18 protein-coding genes are annotated in these 23,070 nt (G+C 61.9%); 10 read left to right on the top strand and 8 right to left on the bottom strand.

The features are described from left to right. Positions 1–4: 4 nt before the first annotated feature. The gene (locus LDZ21_RS15335) at positions 5–1,135 is read right to left on the bottom strand and encodes a porin (protein ID WP_244795671.1); all 1,131 of its coding nucleotides are present in this window, start codon (positions 1,133–1,135) and stop codon (positions 5–7) included. 462 nt (positions 1,136–1,597) lie between these two features. On the opposite strand from LDZ21_RS15335, the gene LDZ21_RS15330 reads away from it, so the two are divergent. Together LDZ21_RS15330 and LDZ21_RS15325 are read left to right on the top strand one after the other, a co-directional pair. Further along, positions 1,598–2,248 carry an N-acyl amino acid synthase FeeM domain-containing protein gene (locus LDZ21_RS15330; RefSeq protein WP_244795670.1) on the top strand — a complete coding sequence of 217 codons (651 nt, stop codon included), beginning with the start codon at positions 1,598–1,600 and terminating at the stop codon, positions 2,246–2,248. Between the two features lie 136 nt (positions 2,249–2,384). Then, a complete protein-coding gene (locus LDZ21_RS15325) occupies positions 2,385–5,291 on the top strand; it encodes a putative bifunctional diguanylate cyclase/phosphodiesterase (protein WP_244795669.1) in 2,907 nt (968 codons plus the stop codon). A 90-nt stretch (positions 5,292–5,381) separates the two neighbouring features. Here LDZ21_RS15325 and LDZ21_RS15320 read toward each other — a convergent pair whose 3' ends face one another. The 3 genes from LDZ21_RS15320 to LDZ21_RS15310 all read right to left on the bottom strand — a co-directional run bounded on the left by LDZ21_RS15320 (position 5,382) and on the right by LDZ21_RS15310 (position 7,823). After that, positions 5,382–5,516 (bottom strand): DUF3563 family protein, encoded by a 135-nt coding sequence (locus LDZ21_RS15320; protein ID WP_244795668.1) that lies wholly within the window; start codon positions 5,514–5,516, stop codon positions 5,382–5,384. Between the two features lie 51 nt (positions 5,517–5,567). After that, complete coding sequence (locus LDZ21_RS15315; RefSeq protein ID WP_244795667.1) at positions 5,568–6,542, bottom strand: hypothetical protein; 975 nt, start codon at positions 6,540–6,542, stop codon at positions 5,568–5,570. Positions 6,543–6,737: 195 nt separating this feature from the next. Beyond that, a complete protein-coding gene (locus LDZ21_RS15310) occupies positions 6,738–7,823 on the bottom strand; it encodes an alpha/beta fold hydrolase (RefSeq protein WP_244795666.1) in 1,086 nt (361 codons plus the stop codon). Positions 7,824–8,066: 243 nt separating this feature from the next. Between LDZ21_RS15310 and LDZ21_RS15305 the strand changes: the two genes are divergently transcribed. Then, on the top strand, positions 8,067–8,492 hold the full coding sequence (locus tag LDZ21_RS15305; protein ID WP_244795665.1) for a ribbon-helix-helix domain-containing protein: 426 nt from the start codon (positions 8,067–8,069) through the stop codon (positions 8,490–8,492). A 36-nt stretch (positions 8,493–8,528) separates the two neighbouring features. Beyond that, entirely contained in the window at positions 8,529–9,599 is a 1,071-nt protein-coding gene (locus LDZ21_RS15300) for an extracellular catalytic domain type 1 short-chain-length polyhydroxyalkanoate depolymerase (RefSeq protein ID WP_244795664.1), read from the top strand. Positions 9,600–9,630: 31 nt separating this feature from the next. Here LDZ21_RS15300 and LDZ21_RS15295 read toward each other — a convergent pair whose 3' ends face one another. After that, positions 9,631–10,548 (bottom strand): LysR family transcriptional regulator, encoded by a 918-nt coding sequence (locus tag LDZ21_RS15295; protein WP_244795663.1) that lies wholly within the window; start codon positions 10,546–10,548, stop codon positions 9,631–9,633. 118 nt (positions 10,549–10,666) lie between these two features. Between LDZ21_RS15295 and LDZ21_RS15290 the strand changes: the two genes are divergently transcribed. Next, the gene (locus tag LDZ21_RS15290) at positions 10,667–11,428 is read left to right on the top strand and encodes an SDR family NAD(P)-dependent oxidoreductase (protein ID WP_244795662.1); all 762 of its coding nucleotides are present in this window, start codon (positions 10,667–10,669) and stop codon (positions 11,426–11,428) included. Positions 11,429–12,340: 912 nt separating this feature from the next. Here the strand turns inward: LDZ21_RS15290 and LDZ21_RS15285 are convergent. After that, positions 12,341–15,088, bottom strand: coding sequence for a hybrid sensor histidine kinase/response regulator (locus LDZ21_RS15285; RefSeq protein ID WP_244795661.1), 2,748 nt, complete (start codon positions 15,086–15,088; stop codon positions 12,341–12,343). 512 nt (positions 15,089–15,600) lie between these two features. Here LDZ21_RS15285 and LDZ21_RS15280 point away from each other — a divergent pair. Further along, positions 15,601–17,229: a PAS domain-containing sensor histidine kinase gene (locus tag LDZ21_RS15280; protein ID WP_244795660.1), complete on the top strand. Its 1,629-nt coding sequence runs from the start codon at positions 15,601–15,603 to the stop codon at positions 17,227–17,229. Here LDZ21_RS15280 and LDZ21_RS15275 read toward each other — a convergent pair. Continuing rightward, positions 17,226–17,714 carry a response regulator gene (locus tag LDZ21_RS15275; protein ID WP_244795659.1) on the bottom strand — a complete coding sequence of 163 codons (489 nt, stop codon included), beginning with the start codon at positions 17,712–17,714 and terminating at the stop codon, positions 17,226–17,228. The genes LDZ21_RS15280 and LDZ21_RS15275 overlap by 4 nt on opposite strands. Positions 17,715–18,060: 346 nt before the next feature. Between LDZ21_RS15275 and LDZ21_RS15270 the strand changes: the two genes are divergently transcribed. From LDZ21_RS15270 to LDZ21_RS15255, 4 genes are read left to right on the top strand one after another with little or no spacing between them, the layout of a single operon-like run. Beyond that, the gene (locus LDZ21_RS15270) at positions 18,061–18,900 is read left to right on the top strand and encodes an ABC transporter permease subunit (protein WP_244795658.1); all 840 of its coding nucleotides are present in this window, start codon (positions 18,061–18,063) and stop codon (positions 18,898–18,900) included. An 8-nt stretch (positions 18,901–18,908) separates the two neighbouring features. Continuing rightward, the gene (locus LDZ21_RS15265; protein ID WP_244795865.1) at positions 18,909–19,631 is read left to right on the top strand and encodes an ABC transporter ATP-binding protein; all 723 of its coding nucleotides are present in this window, start codon (positions 18,909–18,911) and stop codon (positions 19,629–19,631) included. Positions 19,632–19,665: 34 nt separating this feature from the next. Then, positions 19,666–20,670 (top strand): NrtA/SsuA/CpmA family ABC transporter substrate-binding protein, encoded by a 1,005-nt coding sequence (locus tag LDZ21_RS15260; RefSeq protein ID WP_244795657.1) that lies wholly within the window; start codon positions 19,666–19,668, stop codon positions 20,668–20,670. Between the two features lie 19 nt (positions 20,671–20,689). Continuing rightward, positions 20,690–21,925, top strand: coding sequence for an acyl-CoA dehydrogenase family protein (locus LDZ21_RS15255; RefSeq protein ID WP_244795656.1), 1,236 nt, complete (start codon positions 20,690–20,692; stop codon positions 21,923–21,925). Between the two features lie 45 nt (positions 21,926–21,970). Here the strand turns inward: LDZ21_RS15255 and LDZ21_RS15250 are convergent, their stop codons facing one another. Next, a complete protein-coding gene (locus LDZ21_RS15250; protein WP_244795655.1) occupies positions 21,971–23,029 on the bottom strand; it encodes an LLM class flavin-dependent oxidoreductase in 1,059 nt (352 codons plus the stop codon). Positions 23,030–23,070 lie beyond the last annotated feature (41 nt).

The raw sequence follows: 23,070 nt of genomic DNA, 5'->3' as shown, positions 1-23,070 counted from the left end.
ATGCTCAGAAGCTATGCCGAAGGCCGGTCATCACCGACAGTTGGGTCGATCCGTTCGCTGCGCTCAATCCGCTGACGCCCTGCAATTGCGCACCGATCAGGCCGCCTCGATAGAGCGAGTAATCGGCTTCGACATAGACGTCAGTGCGGCGGGATATGCCGTGATCGGCCACCACCTGGAACTGCGTCGCGTTGCCGTCTCCGCTTGCATTCTTGCCATCCTGAAGCGTGCGCCAGAAGTTGGCTGACACGTGCGTGCGCGTGCCGATCAACTGCGTTACCCCGCCAAAAAACATTTGCCGCGATGAAAATTGCGTGAATCCCAGCGCCGTCAACAGCGCGGGCGTATAGGGGCCGTTTGGCGCGTTGCCCACATACGCACCATCCTCGCGATTCACCGCCCATCCCGCGTTCACCGAAGTGTTCCCGAACGTATAGGCTCCGCCCGCCGTCCACGACTTCATGTGGGCCGAACTGTTCACGGCGTCGCGCGTGTCGAGATAGCCCGCGGCCAGCCGCAACGGCCAGCCCGGCACATACGACACCGATGCACCAATCTGGCTCCCCGCGCCGTATGCCCCGGCAACACCGCCGAACGCATAGGAGAGTTCCATCGTCACGTCTTGCCAGCGCGCCGTGTATTTGGCCATGTTGCTGGTCCAGACGCCCTGCGCCATGCCGACCTCGGGGCGGAAGACATAAACCGTCGGCAGCCACGCATTGGTGACATAGGTGCGCAGGACTGCCGTCGCAAGCGGATTGACTTGCCGCCCCAGCGTCAGTCGTCCGAAAGTAGACGACCGGATGCCGACGAAGGCCGTATTGAAGAAAGGATAAGCCGGGTCATTCGTCCCGCTATTCGGGAAAAAGCGATTCTCCAATTGAAAAACGACGCTGTTGCCGCCGCCAATGTCTTCGGAACCAAGCAGGCCCCAGTGACTTTCGCTCAGGCCGCCGTTCGAAAGTTGCAGGCGGTCATTGCCGGACGTGTCGGCATGAGTCGTGTAGCGCAGCGCCGTGTCCACGAGTCCATAGAGCGTCACTGACGACTGAGCGCACGCGCTCGCGCTGTACAGCCCGACGCCTGCGAGAAGGACGGCCAGTGATCGCGGGTCCCATTTCGAACTCAGGTTCATTATCTGCCTGTGTGCATAGCGGATTGAGTTGCAGCCGGTCCAGTGTCAAAGATCCGGCGTCTTGAATACGAAGGCCGCAGACTACCAGCAACGCACGAACGCTAGCGACTTCGTGTCGTATCGGTAAGAAACGCCTTGACTTTTGCCTGCACTCGCTAAGGAAAAAAGGAACTAGTAAATACTCATGTAAAAGCTACTCGCTCCGTCGACACGACACTCCCGGCTTGCCGGCCGGGACACATCACGTCCCGCACGTTCGTGAGAATCTTGGTCGTCGCGTTTAGGGGCCAACCTTATTCCCTAAAGCGGCGCACTTTTTTCTTTCTTTAATCCACGGGATAAAAAATGGACCGCATCGACTCAGCGCTTCTCACGCAACATCTGGACTTCACGTCGCTCGAACAAGACCTGGCGCCAAGCACGGTTAAGAAAACGGAAAGATTGCCGTTTACGATAAAGATCGTGAGTGATCAGGCAGAACTCTCGAAAGCCGTCGAAATGCGGCGGGCCGCCTATGGGCGTCACCTGCCGGAATTCGCAGAAACGATGGACGTCGAGGCGCTCGATGCCGCGCCCGGCACGGTCGTGCTGCTCGCGCAATCACGGCTGGACGGAGGTCCGCTCGGTACGATGCGGATCCAGACCAACGTATTCGGACCGCTCGCGGTCGAGCAATCCGTCCGCCTGCCCGACTGGCTGAACCAGGCGCGACTTGCCGAGGCGACGCGGCTTGGCGTCGCACGCGGCGCAATCGGCCGGATGGTCAAGGTGGCGCTGTGCAAGGCGTATTACATGTACTGCGTTGAGAACGATATCGACTGGATGCTGATTACCGCGCGTTCACCGCTCGACCGGGAGTACGAGGCGATGCTGTTCAACGACGTGTATGGCCAGAACGAGTTCCTGCCGATGACGCACGTCGGCGGCATGCCGCATCGGGTGATGGCGAAGCCGGTTGCGCTGGTCCGCCAGCGTTGGGCCGCGGTCAGTCACTCGTTCTATGGTTTCTTCTTCGAGACGAATCATGTCGACATCGATGTCAGCGTGGCGTCGAGGCCGGATCAAGCGGATGGCGTCGAGTACAGCGGGCTGCAATCGCTGAGCGAAGCGTAAGGTAGCAAACGTACGCCCGGGCATAAGGAGCGTACCGATGATCGCCGGCGGCGACGCATTCGCGTGGCCGCTGTCGATTGTCGTAGCATCTCGATCCACGAGATGAAAGCGGTAGTCAAGGAGGAAAGGGCACTAAATGACAAGCGATAAGTGGACGTTTCGGGACCGGCTGACCAGTTGGGCGTTCCTGCGGTTCTCCGTATACGTGGCGCCGTTCGTGATTGCGCTCGGCACCATCGCGGTCATGTTCTGGGCGCCGCGTCAGTTCGACACGACGGGCACCGTTCCGCTTCGCTTCCACGTGATCGCCGATCCGGCCGCGACGCTGCGGCCCGCCGATGCCATCGCCCGCCTGCGCGATACGGCGTCCATCGCGCGTACTGCGCGTTTCAGCACGCATCTCGCGCAAACGCCGTTCTGGTTTCTGCTCGAAGCGCCCGCAAGCAATACCAGCGTACCCGCGTTCATCGACCTTCCGTCGCGGCACGCGCAAACGATATCCTGCTGGAGCACCGCCCCTAGCCCTGCCCTTCTCGGCGCCGGCGACCGCTACGGCACGCACGGCGACATCCGCTTCAACAAGGCGGGCTTTGCGCTGCAACTTGGTGCGCAAACACGCGACACCCCCATTCTTTGCCGCGGCACATTCTCCGGACCCGCGTACATCACCGCGACCGCACTGAGCCGCGACAAGCTCGAAGAAACCACACTCGATTTTCAACAGGGCGCATCGCTGATCACGGGCGGCCTGCTCACGCTTGCGATCTTCGTGTTCGTGACGGCAATCATCAATCACGAATGGACGTACGTCATTTTTGCCGCATGGCTCGTTGGCAATCTGCGCTTGACGGCCAACGCAATGGGTTTCGATACCGAATGGATGGGCCGTCTCATTCCGCCCGGTCATATTGAGTTTCTGCGCGAATTCACCTTCGCGTCCTACTACATCCTGACTGCGACGCTCTTCGTCGAACTGTTCCGCCGCGAACTGAAAGCGATCGGCCTGCGCTGGACTCTGCACGCAGTCCGATACGGCGGTTGCATTCTGATGGTCGCTGCTTTCATGCTGAGCTACGCCCACTTCATTCCCGTGCTGTGGGCGAGCGCGAGCTTTTGCATCGTGGTGCTCACGTATTTTCTCGCGCAGCTCGTCTTCAAGGCGAGATCGCGCACGGTGTTGTGGTATGTCGCGTCGATGGGCATCGTGCTCTTCGCGACGCTGTCGGAAGTGCTGGAGGCAGCGTTCGGCTTCAAGGGACTCGCAGGCGCGCATAGTCCCGTCTTGACGGCGCTGTCGTCGAGCATGCTGTGCGCGTTCGCAATCGCTGAACGCATGCGCGAAGAGCGCGAACGCCGCCGTCAGATGCAGATCGAGCTGCGCAATACCTACGATGTCACGCCCATCGGCCTCTTCACGTTGAACGAGGAGCATTGCTTCGTGCGCGCCAATCCCGCGCTGCACGCGATGCTCGGCTTGCCGCATGCGCAGGATGGTTCGCATCGCTGGGCCGACTACTTCGCGCAAGGCGCCGAGCGCGCGTTGAACGAACTGCTGCAAGGCGATGAATCGGCGTCGATCGAAATCGAGGGCGCGCCCGGCACGACAACCGACGGACGCCGCTACTCGCTTCGAGCCATTCGCGCGAAGGGCTTCATCGAAGGCTCGCTCGAAGACGTCACGGACCGCTCGAAAGCCGTCGAGCGCCTGCACTTCCTCGCCGAACACGACCCGCTCACCGGGCTGTTGAACCGGCGCGGGATCGAACACGCCATCGCCCGTCAATGCGAAAAGAGCGGCGCATGGGCGCTCGCGTATCTCGACCTCGACCGCTTCAAGGTGTTCAACGATCTGTTCGGCCACAGCACGGGCGATGAAATCCTTCGGCATGTCACCGCGCGTCTGGTCGAGCGCCTTGGCTCGCATGTGCCGATCGGGCGCATCGGTGGCGACGAGTTCGTGTGCGTGCTTGCCGACATGGAGATCGACGACGCGATCGCGCGCTGCAAGGAACTCGTCACCGCGTTGAACGCGGCCCCGTTCCTCGTCGATACACGCGCCTTCCAGGTCAGGGGATCGATCGGCGTCGTCGAATGCTCGCACGGTGAACACGGCCAGGACGCCCTCGCCTACGCCGACCGCGCATGCCGCGCCGCCAAGCGCGGCGGCAACGCACGGCTCGTCGCATTGCGTAAAGGTGCGCCCGCCTTCGAGGAACGCGCCGCCGAAATCAGCCTCATCGAAGCGCTCGGAGAAAGCCGCCTGCCCGACGGACTCTTCCTCGTCATGCAACCGATCATGTCGATGCAGGCACCGGGAGAATCGCTCGATTTCGAAATGCTGTTGCGCCTGCGCACCGCGGATGGCGCGGTCGCAACTGCTGGCAAGCTGGTCGCCGCCGCCGAGGACTCGGGCACGATCGTACAGATCGACCGCTGGGTGCTCGCGACGACGCTTGCATGGTTGAGTGAGAACCGCGCATCGCTCTCGAGAACGCGCTTCGTGTGCGTGAACCTGAGCGGCGGCTCGCTCAACGACGAGCACTTCCTCGACGAACTGTTCGCGCTGTTCTCGCGTTACGAGGACATCGTGCATTACCTGTGCATCGAGATCACCGAGAGCGTCGCGCTGCACGACCTCGAGCATACGGAGCGTTTCATCGCACGCGTTCACGACATGGGCGCGAAGATCGCCATCGACGATTTCGGCGCCGGTCAGACATCGTTGCGCTATTTGAAGAAGCTATCGGCCGATGCGCTCAAGATCGACGGCGAGTTCGTGCGAACGATGTGCAACCATCCCGCCGATATCGCAATCGTCGAAGCGATCATCAATCTCGCGCGCAATCTCGGCATGCGCAGCATCGCCGAATGGGTCGAAGATTTGCAAACGCTCGATGCGCTGAAGGAACTGGGCGTCGACTATGTACAGGGCTTCGCCATTGCAAAGCCGCAAGAGGCCCGCGACATACTCGTGGCCTCGTCCGCTGCGAGCTTCGTGACCAACCCTGAAGTCAAACGCTATTTGCAAGCGGAAACGGTATGAGCGCGTGATGGCCTGCGCGGGCGATGCATGCGCCGCCGGCTTCTGTGTCCGGCGTGGCGCATGCGTCGTCGAGAGACTTGCTTCGAAGAATCAACGAAGCACGTCCCCGGCTTCGAGCTTTCGTATGCGCCTTTCAACGTCGGCAAGATCAGTCGCTTCGGAGACATAGGCATCGCACCGCTTGCGCTCGATCGCGTCGAGCCAGGCGTTCAGCAGATAAAACAAGAACATGATCATGGTATTTCACCGTCTGGTCGTGTGATCCGGCTTGCGCCATCACGATTGCGCGAAGGCATCCGTGCCGCAAATGAGCGTCCGGGCGTGCAGCGGTTCGAGCGCCGCCGCAAGCCGTTGCCCTTGCGCGTCACTTACCATGCCCGTCAGCACCTCGGCGAAGCGCGGCGCCTCGACGCCCGAGATGATGTATTGCCAGCGATAAGCATCCAGCACGCCGGCGCAGACGCGCGCTTCTTCATCGTCGGACAACGCGCGGTCGAGCATCGACAGGAAGCAATGGGCATCCGCTGCGGCCTGGGTTTGCAGCAGGCCGTCGATCGCGCAGACCAGATCGATCAGATCGCCGATTGCCTCATCACGCGCGGCTTCGTCGATGCGCGCGTCTTCACGCAGCCATTCGAGTTCGTCGATGATCGCGTGCTGCGACTCCTCCTGCCAGTGAAACAGAAAGATGTCCTTGAAGAGCGGCGACATGTTGCTGTCGCTTTCCATGCTCTGCCGGTAATGCACTTGCGTGACGATTTCGATGCAGCAGGTCAGCGCAAGAATCGACCACGTCGACTTCGTCAGCACGAGCGCGGCGACGTCATCGGCGCTCGCAGTGAAGCGATAGCCGTGCGGCATGACGGCGGCAGCCAGCGCATCGACACGGCGGAATAGTTCCTGATGCTTCAGCTCTTCATCGGTGAATCGCACGATCGCCTCGAACGCGGTCTGATTGGCGAGCGCGTGTTCACGGCCGAGTTCGATCATCTTCGCGCCGATGAAACGCTCGATCAGCCCGAACATGTTCGCGTAGGTGCGGCCCTGAATCTGCGACATCAGGCGGCGCTCGGCGTCATCGAGAAACGGCAGGCGTTCCGTCTCGCTCAGTCCTTCGGGCATGAACTTGTGCAACGGGTCGAATTGACGGCCGCGTAATACGTCCCGGTCGATGTCCCAGCGAATGCGGCGCGATGCTTCGATGCATTTCATATAGCGTTGCTGGGCGGCTTGAGGACTGAAGGCTTTCATGAACATACTCCGTGAACTGTCTGTCGGAAGATAAAGGACGGTTCGGCGGAAGAAGGAAGAAAGCGTTGCGCCACCGTCTGGAGATCATTCTGGGCAGACGCATGCGCGAAAACATGAGTCGCACGTCCCGGTCGATGCCGGGAAGAGGCGCGCAGTACGCGCGAAAGCGGGACACGTGTCCCGGCCAGGTCGGGTCTACGAAGAAACGTCGTCGAAGCCTGCGCGGCGCGCAAGCACGATCGCCTGTCCGCGGCTATCGACTTCGAGCTTCGAGAAAATGCTGGTGAGATGATTGCGCACGGTCTTTTCGCTCAATGCGAGGCGCGCGGCAATTTGCGCGTTGTCGCGGCCGCCCGCAAGCAATTCGACGATGTCCCGCTCGCGCGGCGTCAGCATCGCGAAGGCGGGATCGGGCGCAGTCAACGCCGGAAGAAACCCGCGCACTTCATCGCGCCATCGCTGCCAGGCTGGCTCGGCTTCGAGCACGAGATGATTGTCGCTTTCGAGCGGGACGAAGCGCGCACCGGGAATCATCCCTGCGATCAGGCGGCTTTCGTCGAACGGGACGCGCGCATCGCCGCTTGCGTGAAGCACCAGTACCGGGCATTCCACCTTGGGCAACAGATCGAACACATCGATCTCGTTGAAGACGCGCATGATGCGCGCCGCGTTGCGCGGCGTCGTGGTCATGCGTTCCAGCTCATTGAACCAGCGATGCTGTTCCGGACTGCCGCCCGGTATGAACTGCGTGGTGAAGAACTGGCGGAACGCGGGATTGCTCTTGCCCCAACCTATTTCAGCGAGACGCACGAGCATTTCCGCTTCCTCGTGCAGGGCGGGATCGTTCGTGCGCTTGAGGCGTCCTCTCGCATAGCCGCCGTGCAGCACGAGATGAGTCACGCGCTCGGGATGCGCCACCGCATACGCGACGGCGATCGATGCGCCCTGCGATATGCCGAGCAATGGAAAACGCTCGATGCCGCACGCGTCGACGACGGTTTCCAGATCGCGCAGCCACGCATCGAAGGAGATATCGGCGACGTCTCTATCGGAGAGGCCGCAGCCGCGCTGATCGTAGCGAATCAACGTGTGATGCTGGCACAGCTCCAGCATCAGATGACTCCACACCGGGCTCGAGAAGTCCAGCTCGAGATGGCTCAGCCAGTTCGCCGCCTTGATGAGCGGCGGCCCGGAGCCGCACGTCGCATAAGCGATGCGCGCGCCATCGCTCGCCATGCATAGACGTATCTGTTGCCGCGGCGGGGACGAGCACTGCTTCATCGCGAGGCAATGATGTAGGGAGTACGTACTAATTCGGCCGGTATTAAACGGATCGCACGAGTCAGTCATGCTCGCGCGCAAAGGCCGGGGAAGTCAAGGTTCCGGGTGTCGTCGGATTCGATGCCGCAGTCGCTTTATCGCCCATCAGCATCGAGGCGCGCGAACGCGAATTCGTTTGACACCGACGATTTATAAGCCTATAACCATCCCATTGGATGGTGAGCGGATGGAAACGCCGAAAACATGGAAAAGACGGATACGCCCGAATCGTCGCGCTCACGCGGCGGCGAAACGGAAAAAATTACGATCAATCTCGGCCCGGTGGACTTGGGCCAGATCGACTTGCTCGTCGAAGAAGGCTTCTACTCGAACCGTACGGACCTCATTCGCACGGCCATTCGCAATCAGTTGTCCGTTCACGCGGTCGTCGTTCGGGAAACGGTGACGCGGCGCGAACTGGTGCTGGGCCTTCAGTACTTCTCAAAGCGCGATCTCGAAGCGGTGCGCGCCGCGAACGAGCGACTCAACATTCAGGTGCTGGGACTTGCCAGCATTGCCGCCGACGTGACGCCCGAGCTCGCGCTGGCCACGATCGATTCCATTCTGGTGCGCGGCGCATTGCACGCACCAGCGGCCGTCAAAGCTGCGCTCGCGGGTCGAATCCGCTAACGCCAGCATGCACGCCAACAAACAACGGACCTCATAATGAAACTCAATGAAGGCTTTCTGGACTCGATGAAAGAAGCGTTCGAACGCTTCAAGGAACACGACCCCGCCGCCGCCACCGATCTCATCAGGCGCGCGTTAAGCGGCGAATCCACACACGTGGAGCCCCCGCAAGCGCAACGCGCGGAACAGGCAAAGGTCGATACGACGCCCTTCGGCCGCTTTCACAAGACGCGGACTGAAACGGATACTGCCGTCGAGGATCGCGGACATTTCAGCCGGAAAAGCTACGCGAATGCCGCCGGGCAGCGCGATTACAAGCTATACGTGCCGAGCGGATATCGCGGCGAGCCGGTGCCGCTCATCGTCATGCTGCACGGCTGCACGCAGGACGCCGACGATTTCGCGGCCGGCACGCAAATGAACACACTCGCGGACGAGCACGGCTGCATCGTCGTCTATCCGATCCAGCCGCAAGGGGCGAACCCGTCGAAGTGCTGGAACTGGTTCAAACCCGCCGATCAGGCGCGCGAGCGCGGCGAGCCATCGTTGATCGCGGGCATCACGCGTGAAGTCATGGCGAGTCATAGCGTGGACTCGAAGCGTGTGTATGTCGCGGGGTTATCGGCGGGAGGCGCGATGGCGGCGATACTCGCGCAGACCTATCCGGACTTGTACGCTGCGGCAGGCGTGCATTCGGGACTGGCTGCCGGCTCGGCGCACGATCTTCCGTCAGCGCTCGCAGCGATGCGCGGCGGCCAGCGTCCCGGGCACGCGAAGACGACGCAGCCTTCGCGCTGTCCGCTCATCGTCTTCCACGGCGATGCGGATACCACCGTCCATCACGCCAACGCCGATGCGATCCTGCGCGGCTTCAGCGTCGATACGGCCGCGTCGGCCGCGCCCGCAAGCGACATCGTGAGTACGCGCAAGTACACGGTGCGCAAGCTGGTGTCGCCTGAAGGCACGCGGGCGGAGTTCTGGACGATACACGGCGCGCCGCATGCGTGGTCAGGCGGCAGTTCACGCGGCTCCTATACCGATCCCACCGGCCCGGATGCCAGCGCCGCCATGCTGCGATTCTTTCTGGCGCATCCTCGGCAGCACTGAGCGTTATCGGCGTGATTGGCGTGGTCAGTGGTCAGCGGTGCAGCAGCCACGCAGGCTCGGAAAGATGCGCCGCGAAGAAATCGCCGAGCGCCGTCACCTTCGCCGGACGCGCCCTCGCCGATGGCGTGACGAAGTACAGGCCGCCTCGCGTCAGCCGCCAATCGGGCAGGATCGTTTCGAGACGGCCATCGGCGAGATATTCGCCCGCGATGAACTCGGGCAGTTCGGCAATGGCGAGCCCATCGAGCAGCATCGGCAGAAGCGCATCGGCGTTCGTGACGCGCAACGGTCCCGTCGGCGTGACCGGCTCTTCTTCGCCGGCATCGTTGGTGAAGCGCCACACTGCGTTGCCCGCGCGATAGGCGTACGAAAGGCACGGCCGGCCCGCGAGATCGCGTGGATGCGCCGGGCGGCCGTATCGCTCCAGATAGTCCGGCGACGCGACGACGAGTTGCGACACCGGACACAAGCGCCTCGCCACCAGCGACGAATCCGGCAAGGCGGCAATCCGCAGCGCCGCATCGAAACCTTGCGCGACGATATCGACCGTCGCATCGGACAAATGCAAGTCGACCGAGACTTCCGGATACGCCTGGAAGAACGCGGGCATCAGCGGCGCGACCCAGCGCAAGCCGAACGACATCGGAACAGCGAGACGAACCAGCCCGCGCGGCTGCACCGACATCTCGCGCGCGGCGCTTTCCGCTTCCTCCGCCTGCCGATAAATGTCGCCGGCTTTCTCCGCGATAGTCCCGCCGAACTCGGTCAGCGCCAGTTGCCGCGATGTTCGATTGAACAGCCTCGCGCCAAGGCGATCCTCCAGCCTCGCCACGCCGCGCGACACCGTCGCGACGGAGACGCCCATCGCGCGGGCGGCGGCTGCGAACGAGCCTTCTTCGGCCACCTTGGCGAACATCGCCAGACCCTCGAAATCCGGTAGCTTCGTCATTTCATTTCTGCAACGATGGTTTGCAGACGATTCTATTTCGAAAGGACGCGTCCGTCGATATCCTTCTCACATCGCTTCACGACATGACACTTCAACCGGACACACAAGGAGCAACACCATGGCACGCAAGCTCGAAGGCAAGATCGCACTCGTCACCGGCGCCACCAGCGGCATCGGTCTCGCAACCGCCAAGCGGTTCGCATCGGAAGGCGCGCATGTGTACATCACGGGCCGTCGCGCAGCCGAACTCGATGCAGCGGTCGCGGCCATCAACGCGATCGGCTCGGCGACCGGCGTGCGTGTCGATTCGTCGAAGCTCGATCAACTGGACGCGCTCTATGAGCAGATTCGCGGGGAAAAGGGCCGGCTCGATGTGCTCTTCGCCAATGCAGGCGGCGGGAGCATGCTGCCGCTCGGCGAGATCACCGAAGCGCATTATCACGACACCTTCGACCGCAACGTGAAGGGCACGCTCTTTACGGTGCAGAAGGCGCTGCCGCTGCTGTCCAAGGGCGCATCCGTGATCCTCGCGGGGTCGACGACGACCATCGAAGGGACGGCGGCGTTCAGCGTGTATTCGGCGTCGAAGGCTGCGATCCGCAACTTTGCCCGAAGCTGGATTCTCGATCTGAAAGACCGCGGCATCCGCGTCAACACCATCAGCCCCGGTGCGACGAAGACGCCCGGACTCGTCGAACTCGCAGGCCCGGACGAGACGCAGCAGCAAGGCCTGCTGGACTATCTGGCGTCGCGCATTCCGATGGGGCGCGTCGGCGACCCGAACGAAATCGCTGCGGCTGCACTCTTCCTCGCGTCCGACGATGCGAGTTTCGTGAACGGCGCCGAACTGTTTGTCGACGGCGGTCAGGCGCAAGTCTGAGCATCACAGCACGCAGGCAGCGGCGCGTGCGGTTGCCTTCGAAAGATGCAGCGCCGGCCGTTGGCTTGTGATCCTCGGCTCTCTCTCAGGTTCTAGCTGGCCGAAACACGGTTGATTCCAGCGCTGCGCGGGCAGGATAGCTGGAACCGGTTCCAATGTCGCATCGTTTTTCGCAATATCGTTATTACGGTCGATGATTTGCAACGGCGACCAAACGGGATGCACGAGCGGCAGGCAAAAAAAAGCCGGCTCATGGAGCCGGCTTGAAAGTTCTGGCCATTCCGAGGGCCGTGCCAGAACCTGAGAGAGCGAACGTTCCGCAGAACAGAAACGACAGTATAGCTGATGGCGAGCGCGTCTGGCTTTTTCACTTTCATTTTTATCATTTTTTGTGAGAGTTGATCGTCGCTTCTTGTTAGGTCGTGGGGCCTGTCGAGGCAAGCTGGACCAGCCTTGGCCGCGTCAACGTCGAATCGACGCCCCTCAACGATCCTTTCATTTTTATCATTTTTAAATGTTTGCTGCGTTCAAGGGCAGTGCCGCCTGGCGGGGTGAGCCTGACCCACGCGCGTCGAACTACGCGCGTTAGCGACGCATGCGTGCAATAAGGGCGCTCGCAGATCAATGCCCACGGCGAACTAAACGGCCACCGGCTGCCGGAAGTCGCGCCCGGCGATGATGCGCCCACGTTCGGTCAATTTGCGGACGCAAAAAGTAGCGCGCGCTCGGAAGCGTCGCTGCAAGTGATTTGGATCAGCATTTGCCTTTGCGGACGTTCCACCGTTTGCGCGGCCTGTTCAAAAGCGCCACGCTCAGCAACGCAAACAATCGCAGCCGTCCGCGCTAATCGAAGAACAGAACGCACCACTCGACGCCGAGCCCGACTGCCGCAATATGCCGACGATCCAACTATCACTGCCGCTCGCTCATCCGTGATTCGGAGATCACGCTCCGTATCGCATCGAAAAGACGGGCAGGATCTACGGGCTTCGACAGATGCAGATCGAACCCCGCCTGCAACGCACGCGCTTTGTCGTCCGCGCTGCCGAAAGCGGTCACCGCGATAGCCGGCGTCCGATGCCCCGCCTGTCGCAACGATCGCATGAGCGAGTAACCATCTTCGTGCGGCATCCCAATGTCCGACAGCACCACGTCGAACCGCCGCGTCGCGAGGCAATGCCGCGCAGCCGACGCCGATTCCGCCCCGCACACTTGCGCGCCGACGGAACCCAACACGGCGGTCATTGCATCACGCGCGTCGGCTTCGTCTTCGACCAGCAGAATGTCGAGACTGTCGAGCACGTCGCGACGCGATGATGAAGCAGCATGCAACGGGACAACGCCGCCGGATTGCGCATCGTCGCTGGTCCTGGACGGCAGTGACACCGTGAAGACGCTACCCTGCCCCACACCGCCGCTATACGCCGTGATGGAACCGCCATGCAGATTGACGATGCTTTTCGCGATCGCCAGGCCAATCCCGAGTCCGCCGAACGCGCGCGTCGTCGCCGGCGCGTTCGAAGCCTGCGCGAACGGTTCGAAGACGCGTTCGATAAAGGACGCCGGAATTCCTTCGCCGGTGTCGGCCACTTCGATCTCGGCAGCGTCCCCCTTTCTGCGTGCGTCGATGCGTATGCGGCCACCCGGCTTCGTGTATTTGAGCGCATTACCGAGCAGGTTCGAGAAGACCTGACTGAGCCGCGTTGAATCGCCTTCTATCACGAGCGATTCGGGAAGCTCATGAACGATATTGATTTCCTTCGCCACCGCCTCCAGCGCCACGTCTTCCATCTCCGACACCAGCAGCGGCACGAGATCGACCGTCTCCATCTCGATGAGAAGCTGCCCCGCCGCGATGCGGCTCAGGTCGAGCAGGTCATCGACGAGGCGAGCCTGCAACTTCACGTTCCGGTCGATCGCGTCGATCCCGCGCGCGCGCAGTTCGGCGTTGGCGCTTTCGTGACGCAGAAGATAGCTCCACGATTGCATCGCGTTGAGCGGCGTGCGCAATTCATGCGATACGGTCGCGAGAAACGTATCTTTCAGGTTGCTCGCGTGCTGCGCTTCAAGGCGCAGAAGCCGTTCATTCGCCAGCAGCCGGTTGCGCTCGCTTTCCAGGCTCTTCTGATGTGAGATGTCGATGGTGATGCCGTCGAATCGCACCGGCTGGCCGTCGTCATCGACGTGGGTGCGGCCTTTCGCGCGAATCCATCGAACGTCGCCGGCCGGCGAGACCGTGCGGTACTCGATATCGTAGGGAATGCCTTGGTTGACGGCCCGCTCGATGGCCACGCGAGTCTTTTGCCTGTCCTCCGGATGAACGATCTGATAGAACAGTTCCAGGTCGACCTCCGCGTTGGGTGCGAGCCAGAAATGCTCCTTACATTTCGGATTCCATATGATTCGGCTGAGTGGGATCGGGCAATGAAACGTCCCGATCTCCGCCGCTTCGATCGACAAGTCCAGACGTTCGCGTTCCTCGCGCAGGCTTTGTGCGGTGCGTAGCGTTTCTTCGACATCGGTGATCATGCCGACCCATTCGTAGATATCACCGTCCTTGCCGCGCGTGCCCGCCGCACGAACCTGGCACCGCCGGAACGTCGACGACGCCGCATGCCACAGGCGCACGTCGGCACGATAAGGCTGATCCGTCTTGACGGCGCGCTCGAGCGCGGCCTGAGCCAGCGCGCGGTCCGCTTCATGGATCATTTCAATCCATCCGTGGCCCTGATGCTTCTCCCACGGCTGCCCGGTATAGCTTTCCCACGAGGGCTGCGGAATCACGAAGCGGCCGATTTCGTCGCACACATAGGCGATCGTGCTCGCGACCGTCACGAGCGCGCGATATCGCGATTCGAGCCGCAAGCGTTCCAGCTCGATGTTCTTAGGCTCGTTGACGTCGATGGTCGCGCCGAGCCAGCGAACCAGCGCGCCTTCGCGATCCCTGAGCGGCGTCGCGAGCGATCGCATCCAGCGATACGTCCCGTCCGGCTGACGAAGCCGATGATCGATGACATAGTCCGTGCCGTCCTGCACGGATGCCGCCCATCGTTGAACCGTCGCTTCGCGATCGGTCGGGTGAGTCAACGTTTCCCATGCGCGTCCGAGCAGCGGCTGTTCCGCGGCGGTATGGCGCAATGCCGCGCTCGACATGTGATCGAGAAGGCCATCCGGGCTGGCCGTCCACAGAATAATCGGCATCGCCTCTGAGAGCATGCGATATCCCGCCAGCGCGGTCTCGATGTCCATCAACACCTGATGCGCGCCCGACGGCTTCACGACGAGCAGCATCGCGGGTTCTCGAGCGGCATTCGTGCGCTGCGGGAGCGGACGGAACTCCAGCGTCCAGGCTGCCCCGTGTTCCGCCGTCGAAGCTGTGGACGCAGGCACGACCACAATCGCGGGCTGCATCGTTCGAAGGGCTTCGGTTGCACCGGCGAACACGCGGGCGCCCCACTCGTCCCTCGACGAAGCAGGATGGTCTTTCAAGAGAAGTGAAAGAATTCCTTCGGATACTGGCCCCGGCGCAGGCTCGCCAAAGCGTTCGACGAAGTGCCTGTTACCCGCGATGACAGACAGATCCCGGGCAAGAATGGCGCATGCGGACGGGTTGATTTCCAGCAGCGCGAGCGCCAGTGCGTCGTCGTTGGTCGTGGGCATTTCTACGGCAGTCGAGAGTCACGAGTGAGTTTCCGCGCTTGGACGCTTCGGCGGGTTTCGTTCACTCAGGAACCTTCTACAGAGGTCAGTGAGTTCGCGCATATCTTACCCGTGGATGTGCGCTCCGGGCGTTCGATGGACAAGCAAATCGAGTGCCATTGTTTGCACGCTTACCACTTGGGTAGACATTCACTCACTCGTCCAATTTCTGTTCATCCTAGGCTCGCCGATGGATACCGTATAACAACCTTCAACCGCCCGCCGATTTAATCGACACGGAACCCCCGCATAGATTGGAACTCACGGAAACAAGAAGAAACAAGCGCGGAAAGAAAGCGAAGTGAAGCGAATGTCTGTCAGAACGTCGTTCGCTTCATGCGATGCACTCTTTCACTGTGAATCAGTGATTAGGATGACAGCCGGCAGCGTACACGATTCCAGAAAAATGGGAGAATGCCATCTTGCAACGCGCACAATATCAATAACGCGCCCGCGTTTTCCTTCAAGCTCCTATGGATGACCTCAGTAGATCGCTTTCTCAAACAGATGTCCCGGACGCGGCAGCATGGTTTGAAGCGATCCTCGATGCTTACGTCATCCTGGACGAGAGCTACCGTATATGTTTTGTCAACGCCAGTTATACGCAGTTGACGGGGCATACACGCGAGGCAGTCATCGGCAAGTCGATCTACGAGATCAATCAATACGGAAGCGAAGCACATCGCGCCGCCCGTAGCCAGTGGGTTGCGGCTGCAATCGCGGAACTGAAACCGGGCGAGACACGTTCATCGCCGCCCTTTCGCGCCGAATGGCCTTCGAACGAGGATGGCAAACTCGCGCTTCGCTTCTGGAAGATCAAGGCCAGCGTGATCGTCCCCGCCGATAGCGGCCGTTCCTACTACGCCATTCGCGTCAGCGATGTCACCGATCGCGTGAAGCGCAGCGAGGCCGACAAGCGCGAGAAAGCGCGTCTGCGATCGCAAGCCCAGCTTCGCCAGATCATCGCTGCGGAGAAAGAAAGGCAGCTTCAGGAAAGCCGCGAGCAACTAGCCGAAGTTCTCGCCTTCGCGAAAGTAGGCGCATGGAAGCGGGACTTGATGAGCGGCGTCATCACCTGCACCACGCAAGCCAAGATCAATCTCGGACTGAAGCCGCACAAGGAGTTGACGACCGAGCGCCTGTTCAATGAACTCATCGACCCGGCCGATCGTGAGCGCGTGCGCGAGGAACTCGAGACGTCCATCGTCGCGCATCGTGATTACCGGGTGGAATATCGCGTCATATGGCCGGACGGTTCGGGCCACTGGGTCATGGTCGGTGGCCGCGCACGCTATGGAGAAGGCGGCCAGCCCACGCAGATGCTCGGCTTCGTGCTCGACATCACCGCTCGCAAGCAGCAGGAGATCGATCAACAGCGCATCGCAGGCGATGAGCGGCTCGCACGGGAACAAAGCGACAGGAACGCGCTTGCCATGGATCACTTCCTCACGGCGGTGTCACACGAGTTGCGCTCGCCGATCAGCGTGATCCTCAACTGGGCGGAACTGCTGGAGCGCACCGACTACAAGGCCGGTTTGCCACGCGCCACCGCCACCATTCAGCGCAACGCCAAGCAGTTGGCGCTGATGGTCGATGATCTGCTAGACAGCGGGGCAATCGTCTCCGGCAAGCTGTCTATCGAGTTCGCGCCGCTCGCGCTGGATCGGCTCGTGGTGGATCTCGTCAACGATCTTCGCTTGCAGGCCGATCACAAGAAGCTGCAATTGACTAGCGTCCGGCTGGACTCGTGCACCATTCAGGGCGATGCCGCGCGCGTCAAGCAGATCGTCTGGAATCTCGTCACCAACGCGATCAAGTTCACGGATACGGGCGTGATCGACGTATCCGTGTCGTCAGAGAACGGACATGCCGTACTCACCGTCAGCGATTCGGGCTGCGGTATTTCAGCCGATGCGATCGACAAGGTATTCGATCGCTTCGAGCAGTTGAAGCCGAGTTCGTCGGGGCGCGTCGGCGGCCTGGGATTGGGCTTGTGGCTCGTCAAGACGCTCGTCGAACGCCAGCATGGGCGCATCGACGTACACAGCGCGGGCATCGGTTGCGGCACGACGTTCGTCGTGACGTTGCCGCTGAGTGATTAGGCGTCGTCGCTTGCGGGCCGCGTGGCGGACGTCCTGCCTGGCTGCCGTGCGCGATGCTTGTTCAACACGAGCCAGAACGCGCCGATGTCCTTGATGGCGTCCATGAAATCCGTGAACTCGACCGGCTTCACGACATACGCATTCACGCCAAGGTCGTAACTCGTCAGAAGATCGGTTTCCTGTCTGGATGATGTGAGCATCACGATCGGAATGTGCTGCAATTGCTCGTCTGCGCGGACGGCGGCGAGTACGTCGTGGCCGTCGAGCCTCGGCAATTTCTTGTCGAGCAGAATGACGGCCGGATGCACGTCGGGGCGGCCGCTCCACTTCTTTTCGCGACGCAGATATTCGAGCGCCTCCACACCGTCGCGGACGACATCAACGGGATTTTCCAGGCCTGCCCTTTGTAGCGAGAGAAGCGTCAACTCGATGTCGTTCTCACTGTCTTCGACAAGCAAGACCGCTTTCAACTCTTCCCCCGCCATTCAACTTCTCCCTTTCTCTGGTCTTTGCTGATTCAGCTTTGCGTGCGCTATTGCCGTGTTTGCCAACGCTCTGGCTGCGATGGCTGAATTGTAGCGCCCGTGACGTGTCTGCCGCAGCGCGGCGCTTCGCAGCAAGAAATGGGCCGCGAGATGACCCGAATCAAGCCCGGACGATTGCTTGCCACTCACGGCCTGAAAAGCATTCAACAATAAATCGTTTGTTGCGCGAGTGCATGCCGGCTTCTAATGACTCGCTTTCTCTCTCGACATTCCGGCAGCGTTGCTTTGCAAAAGCATTCGCAGCACCGGCGCATCGAGTCCGAACGATCGCTGAATCCAAACCGACATGGCCGACCTGACTTCCTCGCGCAACACCTATGCGTCGACGCTGCCTCCTCGCACGGGCGTTTCGAAGCACGTGCTTTATCGATGGCTATCCTGGACGGTTCCCGCGATCGTCGCGCTGCTATGGGAAGCCGCCGCCCGGCTCGGACTGATCGCGCCGCAAGTGCTTCCCGCACCGAGCAGCGTCTTCGCGACCGCCGCGAACATGACGCAAAACGGCGAGCTATTCATTCATCTCGGCGTCTCGCTGTTGCGCGCTGCAGGAGGCTTCGCCATCGGCGGAAGCATCGGGCTGGCGCTAGGTGTCCTCGTCGGCTTCTCGCCGTTTGCGCAGGCGCTACTAGACCGCCCTATCCAGATGATCCGCGCCGTTCCTTTTCTCGCGATGCTTCCGCTCGTCATCGTGTGGTTCGGCGTCGGCGAAGTTGCGAAGATCTTTCTCGTTGCGCTCGCAGTCCTCTTTCCCATCTACATCAACACGATGCTGGGCATCCGGCAGATTGATCCCAAGCTGATGGAACTTGCCCGCGTGATCGGCATGAGCCGGGCTGGCGTCGTGCGGCGAATCGTCATTCCCGGCGCCATGCCCTCGATTCTCACCGGCGTGCGCTATGCGCTCGCGCATGCGTGGCTCGCGCTGGTCATCGCCGAGACGCTGGCGACAACGCGAGGCATCGGCTTTCTCGCAATGGACGCGCGTGAGTTCCTCAACACCAACGTCATCCTGCTCACCATCATCATTTACGCGATCATCGGCGTCGTCGCGGACGCACTCGTTCGCATGCTCGAAAGCCGCTTGCTCTCCTGGCACGCGAACTACGTCAAAGGAGCGCGCAAGTGACGCAAGGCATCGAACCTGTCGCGACGGGGGTACGGACCCGCGACCGCAACGAGCCATCGGCGCTCGCCGTGTCCGTGCGCGGGCTGCAACGGCGCTACGGCAGCCGCATCGTCATTGATTCGCTCGACCTCGATATCCGCAAAGGCGATTTCGTCGCGCTGCTCGGCGAGAGCGGTTGCGGAAAGACCACGCTGCTGCGCGCGCTCGCACGGCTCGATACGCCCGACGCGGGCAAGATCCACGCGCCAGAGCGACCTTCCGTCGTGTTTCAGGAGCCGCGCCTGCTGCCGTGGGCGACGTTGTGGGAGAACGTGGCGCTCGGTCACGAACACACGATTCGCCGTGACGGCGCAGCCCGTGCGCTTGCCGAAGTCGGGCTCGCCGGCCGCGAGGACGACTGGCCGCGCAATCTGTCGGGCGGTCAGTCGCAGCGCGTGGCGCTCGCGCGGGCGCTTATCCACGACCCTGCGCTATTGCTGCTCGACGAACCGTTCGCCGCACTCGATGCGCTCACGCGCATCAAGATGCATGGGCTCGTGAAAGAACTCGTCGCGCTTCATCAGCCGGGCGTGCTGATCGTCACGCACGATGTCGACGAAGCACTCGCCCTCGCCGACCGCATCCTCGTCATGCGCGCCGGACGCATTGCGGCGTCGTTCGACACGGAAGACTACGCGCCTCTCGCGCTGCGGCCCACGCTTCTCGCGGAACTGGGCGTGCAACGTCACTGACCGATTTTCCATAAGACCAGAAGGACCCGAAAGGATGAACGACTCTTCAATGAGCCGCCGCCAGTTATTGCGCGCGGCGGGTGGCTTGCTGGCCGGCGTGGCCGCCAGCAGTGTTTTCCCGGCGTACGCGGCCGAGCCGCGCAAGCTCACGCGCAACACCGATACCGTGCGTATCGGCTGGGGTTATGGCAGCCTGCCGGATATCGCCAAACAACGCGGCGTATTCGAGAAAACGCTCGCCGCCAAAGGCATCAAGGTCGAATGGATCGGCCCGTTTCCAAACCACGCACCCTCGATTCAAGCCGTGGTCGGCGGCAGCGCCGACTTCGGCTTCTGGGGATCGACGACGCCCGCGCTTGCCGCCATGCTCGCCGGTTCGCCCATCGTCTTCAACGCATTCGATATCTACTCGCCGCGCTCGACGGCCATCATCGCGAAGAAGTCGAGCGGCATTAATGCCGTCGCAGATCTGGCGGGCCGCAAGGTCGCCGTCAACCGCTCGGGCCTCGGCGAATTCCTGCTGATTGCAGCGCTGGAAAAGCATCGCATCGACCGGGACAAGGTGCAGTTCGTCTACCTCAATCCGCCCGATGCCGCGCCTGCATTTGCACAAGGCAAAGTCGACGCGTGGTCGATGTGGTCGCCGGGCGTCGACATCTCGCGCTTCTCCAACGATGCGAAGGACATCTTCAACGAAGGCCGCGATCTGGAGTTTCTCATCGACTATAGCTCGCTCGTCTCGCGCCGTAAGTTTACCGAAGAGAATTCGGAACTGGTCCGAGCGGTGATCGACGCCTATTACGTCGAAGGCGCATGGCAGTCCGCGCATTCCGCCGACGCCGAATTGCTCGTGCAGCGCGAGGGCAAGTATCCAGATCAGGTTCGCGAGTATCTGACGAGCCTCAAGCGCGTCAATCAGTTTCACGAGCCCGACGACGCCGCTTTCATCGCGCAATTTCAGCGCGCCGCCGACTGGCTCGCGGAACGCAAGATCATCAATTCGCGCATCCGGGTCGCGGATTACAGCATCAAAGTGTGATGCGAGGAGACCAACGATCATGACCGAACGCACGCACTTCGCGGGGCCGAAGCTCGTGTCCGCCGTGTCGGCAACGCTCGGCTTCGCACAAGTCATCGACGATATCGCCGCGACGGCCGCCGAACGTGAACGCGCGCATCGCCTGCCGCATGAGGAGATCGCCAGGCTCAAGGCGCTCGGCTTCGGCGCGCTGCGTCTTTCGTCCGATACTGGCGGGCACGGCGCATCGCTGCGCGACATGTTCGCCGTCGCGCGTGATGTCGCCGCGGCGGACTCGAACATCGCACATGCGTTTCGCAATCATCTGTGGCAGGTCGAAGCCGCGCTACGACGCCGCGATCATCCGTTCCATGCGCGCGTGCTGGAACTGACCGGACAGCGCAAGACACTCGGACTGAGTTTCGTCGACAGCGACGTGACGGCGGCCGGCGCCCGACCGGCGAAGGTCCTGAGCAGGCTCGAATGGGACGCATCGAGCGATGTCTATGTCGGCTCCGGCGACAAGGTCTATGCGACGGGCAATCTCTATAACGATGCGTTCATCGGCGTGGCAGTGGAAAGCCGCGCGGGCCGAACGGTGCAATACGTGCTGGAACGCGGCCCCGGCGTCAGCGACGACGATGACTGGCAAGGCTTCGGTCAACGCCTGACAGGCTCGGGAACCGCGCGCTTTCGCGATGTGACGATTCCCGCCGCGCATCTCTATCCGGCCGATCCGCCGAAGTCCGACGAAGCCGCGCCCTGGGGATTCACTTTCCATCAGGTGTATCTGACCAACTGCATTGCGGGCATCGTGCGTCGCGTGGCACTGGACGCGGTCGATGTATTGCGCACGCGGGGACGCAACTTCTATCACGGCGAAGCGGCGCATCCCACGGACGAGCCGGTTCTGCAATCGTTACTTGGCCGCATTCGCGCTTATGCCGCGAGCGTCGAGGCGACTGCGGACCGCGCGGTCGATGCGCTACAGCGCGCGTGCGACGCGCACGGCACGCCCGATGATTACGACGCGACGCTTGCCGCCACGCTCGCGGCATCGGAAGCGAAGGTCGTCATCGACGAGCTCGCGCCGCAAATTGCAAGCTGGCTGATCGATCTCGGCTCGGGCTCGGTCGTGTCGCGCATCGGTGCGCTGGACCGGCACTGGCGCAATATCAAGGTGATTGCGTCGCACAACCCGAGGCTTTACAAGGAACGCCTGCTCGGGCAAAACCTGCTGACCGGGCAATTGCCGCCTACGGGCGCGTTCTTTTGATGATGAGACGCGCCTCCGCTGAACCACAGCCGAGGCGCGTCGCAATCACGCGTTCAACAGGCGGCGCACGCGCGGCATGACTTCGTGCGCGAAGCGGGCCATGTCGGCTTCGAATGGCTGGAATTGCAGCATGAACAGTTCGATGCCCGCGCGATGGAAGTCGACGATGCGCCGCGCGACCGTATCGTAATCGCCGACGAGATCGGCAGCCGTGCCGCCGTTCGATCCGACGCGCGCCGATCGTGCGAATGTTTTATGCATCACCGCGTTCGGATCGGTATTGGCCTTTTGCCGCTCGCGCAGCGGCTTGTCCAGTTCGGCGAGCCCAAAGAGATGCTGGAGATGAGCCTGTGCGTCGTCTTCCGTGTCCCGCGCAATCACGAATGCCGATAGTCCGAAGCGCAACGGCTCACGCCCGTCCGGACGCGTGCGTGCGGAAACATCGGCGATGAGGCTCGCTACATCATCGTGTGGCTGGCCGTTGATGAACCACACGTCGCCATGCGCCGCCACGAGGGAACGCGCGGGCTCCGATTCGCCGCCGACGTAAATGCGTGGACGCGCACGAAACGGGTCGGCCGGGCGCAACTGATAATCGTCGATACGGAAGTTGTCACCGCGATGCTTCACGGCTTCGCCGCGCAACAGGGCATCGACGACCGTGATCCACTCGCGGCCATAGGCATAGCGTTCATCGTGCTCGGCGAAGCCGATGCCGGCGCGTTCCAGTTCCGGCCGGTTCCACGCATTGACGAGGTTGATCGCGAAGCGCCCGCCGCTGATGTGCTCGATCTGCTGCGCCATCTTCGCCAGCACCACGGGGTGGTAGAGATAAGGTTTGATGGCCGCGATGATCTCGATACGCGACGTAAGCGCCGCCAGAGCCGCCGATGCGGTCCACGCTTCCAACTGATCGAGCGAGGGGTCGTGCGGATTGATCGTGTGTTGCGCGACGAGCACCGAGTCATAACCAAGCCGTTCGGCTTCGAGCACGAGCGCCTTGTTGCGCGCCCAAGAGGCGTCGTAAGGTTCCTCGGGATCTTGCAGCGCCGCACGGCTGCCATGCACGAGCGCCCAGACACCAAAGCGGGGAGAATTGGACATCGCTGGATTGAACCGGAGGACGAGTTGGAAAGAAGCACATG

Origin of the sequence: Caballeronia grimmiae (assembly GCF_022879615.1) — a bacterium.
Classification (GTDB): domain Bacteria; phylum Pseudomonadota; class Gammaproteobacteria; order Burkholderiales; family Burkholderiaceae; genus Caballeronia; species Caballeronia grimmiae.
Note: the sequence above shows the minus strand (reverse complement) of the source record. Positions and strands in the feature narration are given on the sequence as shown.

Excerpts from the sequence above, each read along its gene's own strand:
- LDZ21_RS15335 (WP_244795671.1), bottom strand. The coding sequence starts at position 1,135 with ATGAACCTGAGTTCGAAATGGGACCCGCGATCACTGGCCGTCCTTCTC.
- LDZ21_RS15325 (WP_244795669.1), top strand. The coding sequence starts at position 2,385 with ATGACAAGCGATAAGTGGACGTTTCGGGACCGGCTGACCAGTTGGGCG.
- LDZ21_RS15315 (WP_244795667.1), bottom strand. The coding sequence starts at position 6,542 with ATGAAAGCCTTCAGTCCTCAAGCCGCCCAGCAACGCTATATGAAATGC.
- LDZ21_RS15310 (WP_244795666.1), bottom strand. The coding sequence starts at position 7,823 with ATGAAGCAGTGCTCGTCCCCGCCGCGGCAACAGATACGTCTATGCATG.
- LDZ21_RS15305 (WP_244795665.1), top strand. The coding sequence starts at position 8,067 with ATGGAAAAGACGGATACGCCCGAATCGTCGCGCTCACGCGGCGGCGAA.
- LDZ21_RS15300 (WP_244795664.1), top strand. The coding sequence starts at position 8,529 with ATGAAACTCAATGAAGGCTTTCTGGACTCGATGAAAGAAGCGTTCGAA.
- LDZ21_RS15295 (WP_244795663.1), bottom strand. The coding sequence starts at position 10,548 with ATGACGAAGCTACCGGATTTCGAGGGTCTGGCGATGTTCGCCAAGGTG.
- LDZ21_RS15290 (WP_244795662.1), top strand. The coding sequence starts at position 10,667 with ATGGCACGCAAGCTCGAAGGCAAGATCGCACTCGTCACCGGCGCCACC.
- LDZ21_RS15285 (WP_244795661.1), bottom strand. The coding sequence starts at position 15,088 with ATGCCCACGACCAACGACGACGCACTGGCGCTCGCGCTGCTGGAAATC.
- LDZ21_RS15280 (WP_244795660.1), top strand. The coding sequence starts at position 15,601 with ATGGATGACCTCAGTAGATCGCTTTCTCAAACAGATGTCCCGGACGCG.
- LDZ21_RS15275 (WP_244795659.1), bottom strand. The coding sequence starts at position 17,714 with ATGGCGGGGGAAGAGTTGAAAGCGGTCTTGCTTGTCGAAGACAGTGAG.
- LDZ21_RS15270 (WP_244795658.1), top strand. The coding sequence starts at position 18,061 with ATGGCCGACCTGACTTCCTCGCGCAACACCTATGCGTCGACGCTGCCT.
- LDZ21_RS15260 (WP_244795657.1), top strand. The coding sequence starts at position 19,666 with ATGAACGACTCTTCAATGAGCCGCCGCCAGTTATTGCGCGCGGCGGGT.
- LDZ21_RS15255 (WP_244795656.1), top strand. The coding sequence starts at position 20,690 with ATGACCGAACGCACGCACTTCGCGGGGCCGAAGCTCGTGTCCGCCGTG.
- LDZ21_RS15250 (WP_244795655.1), bottom strand. The coding sequence starts at position 23,029 with ATGTCCAATTCTCCCCGCTTTGGTGTCTGGGCGCTCGTGCATGGCAGC.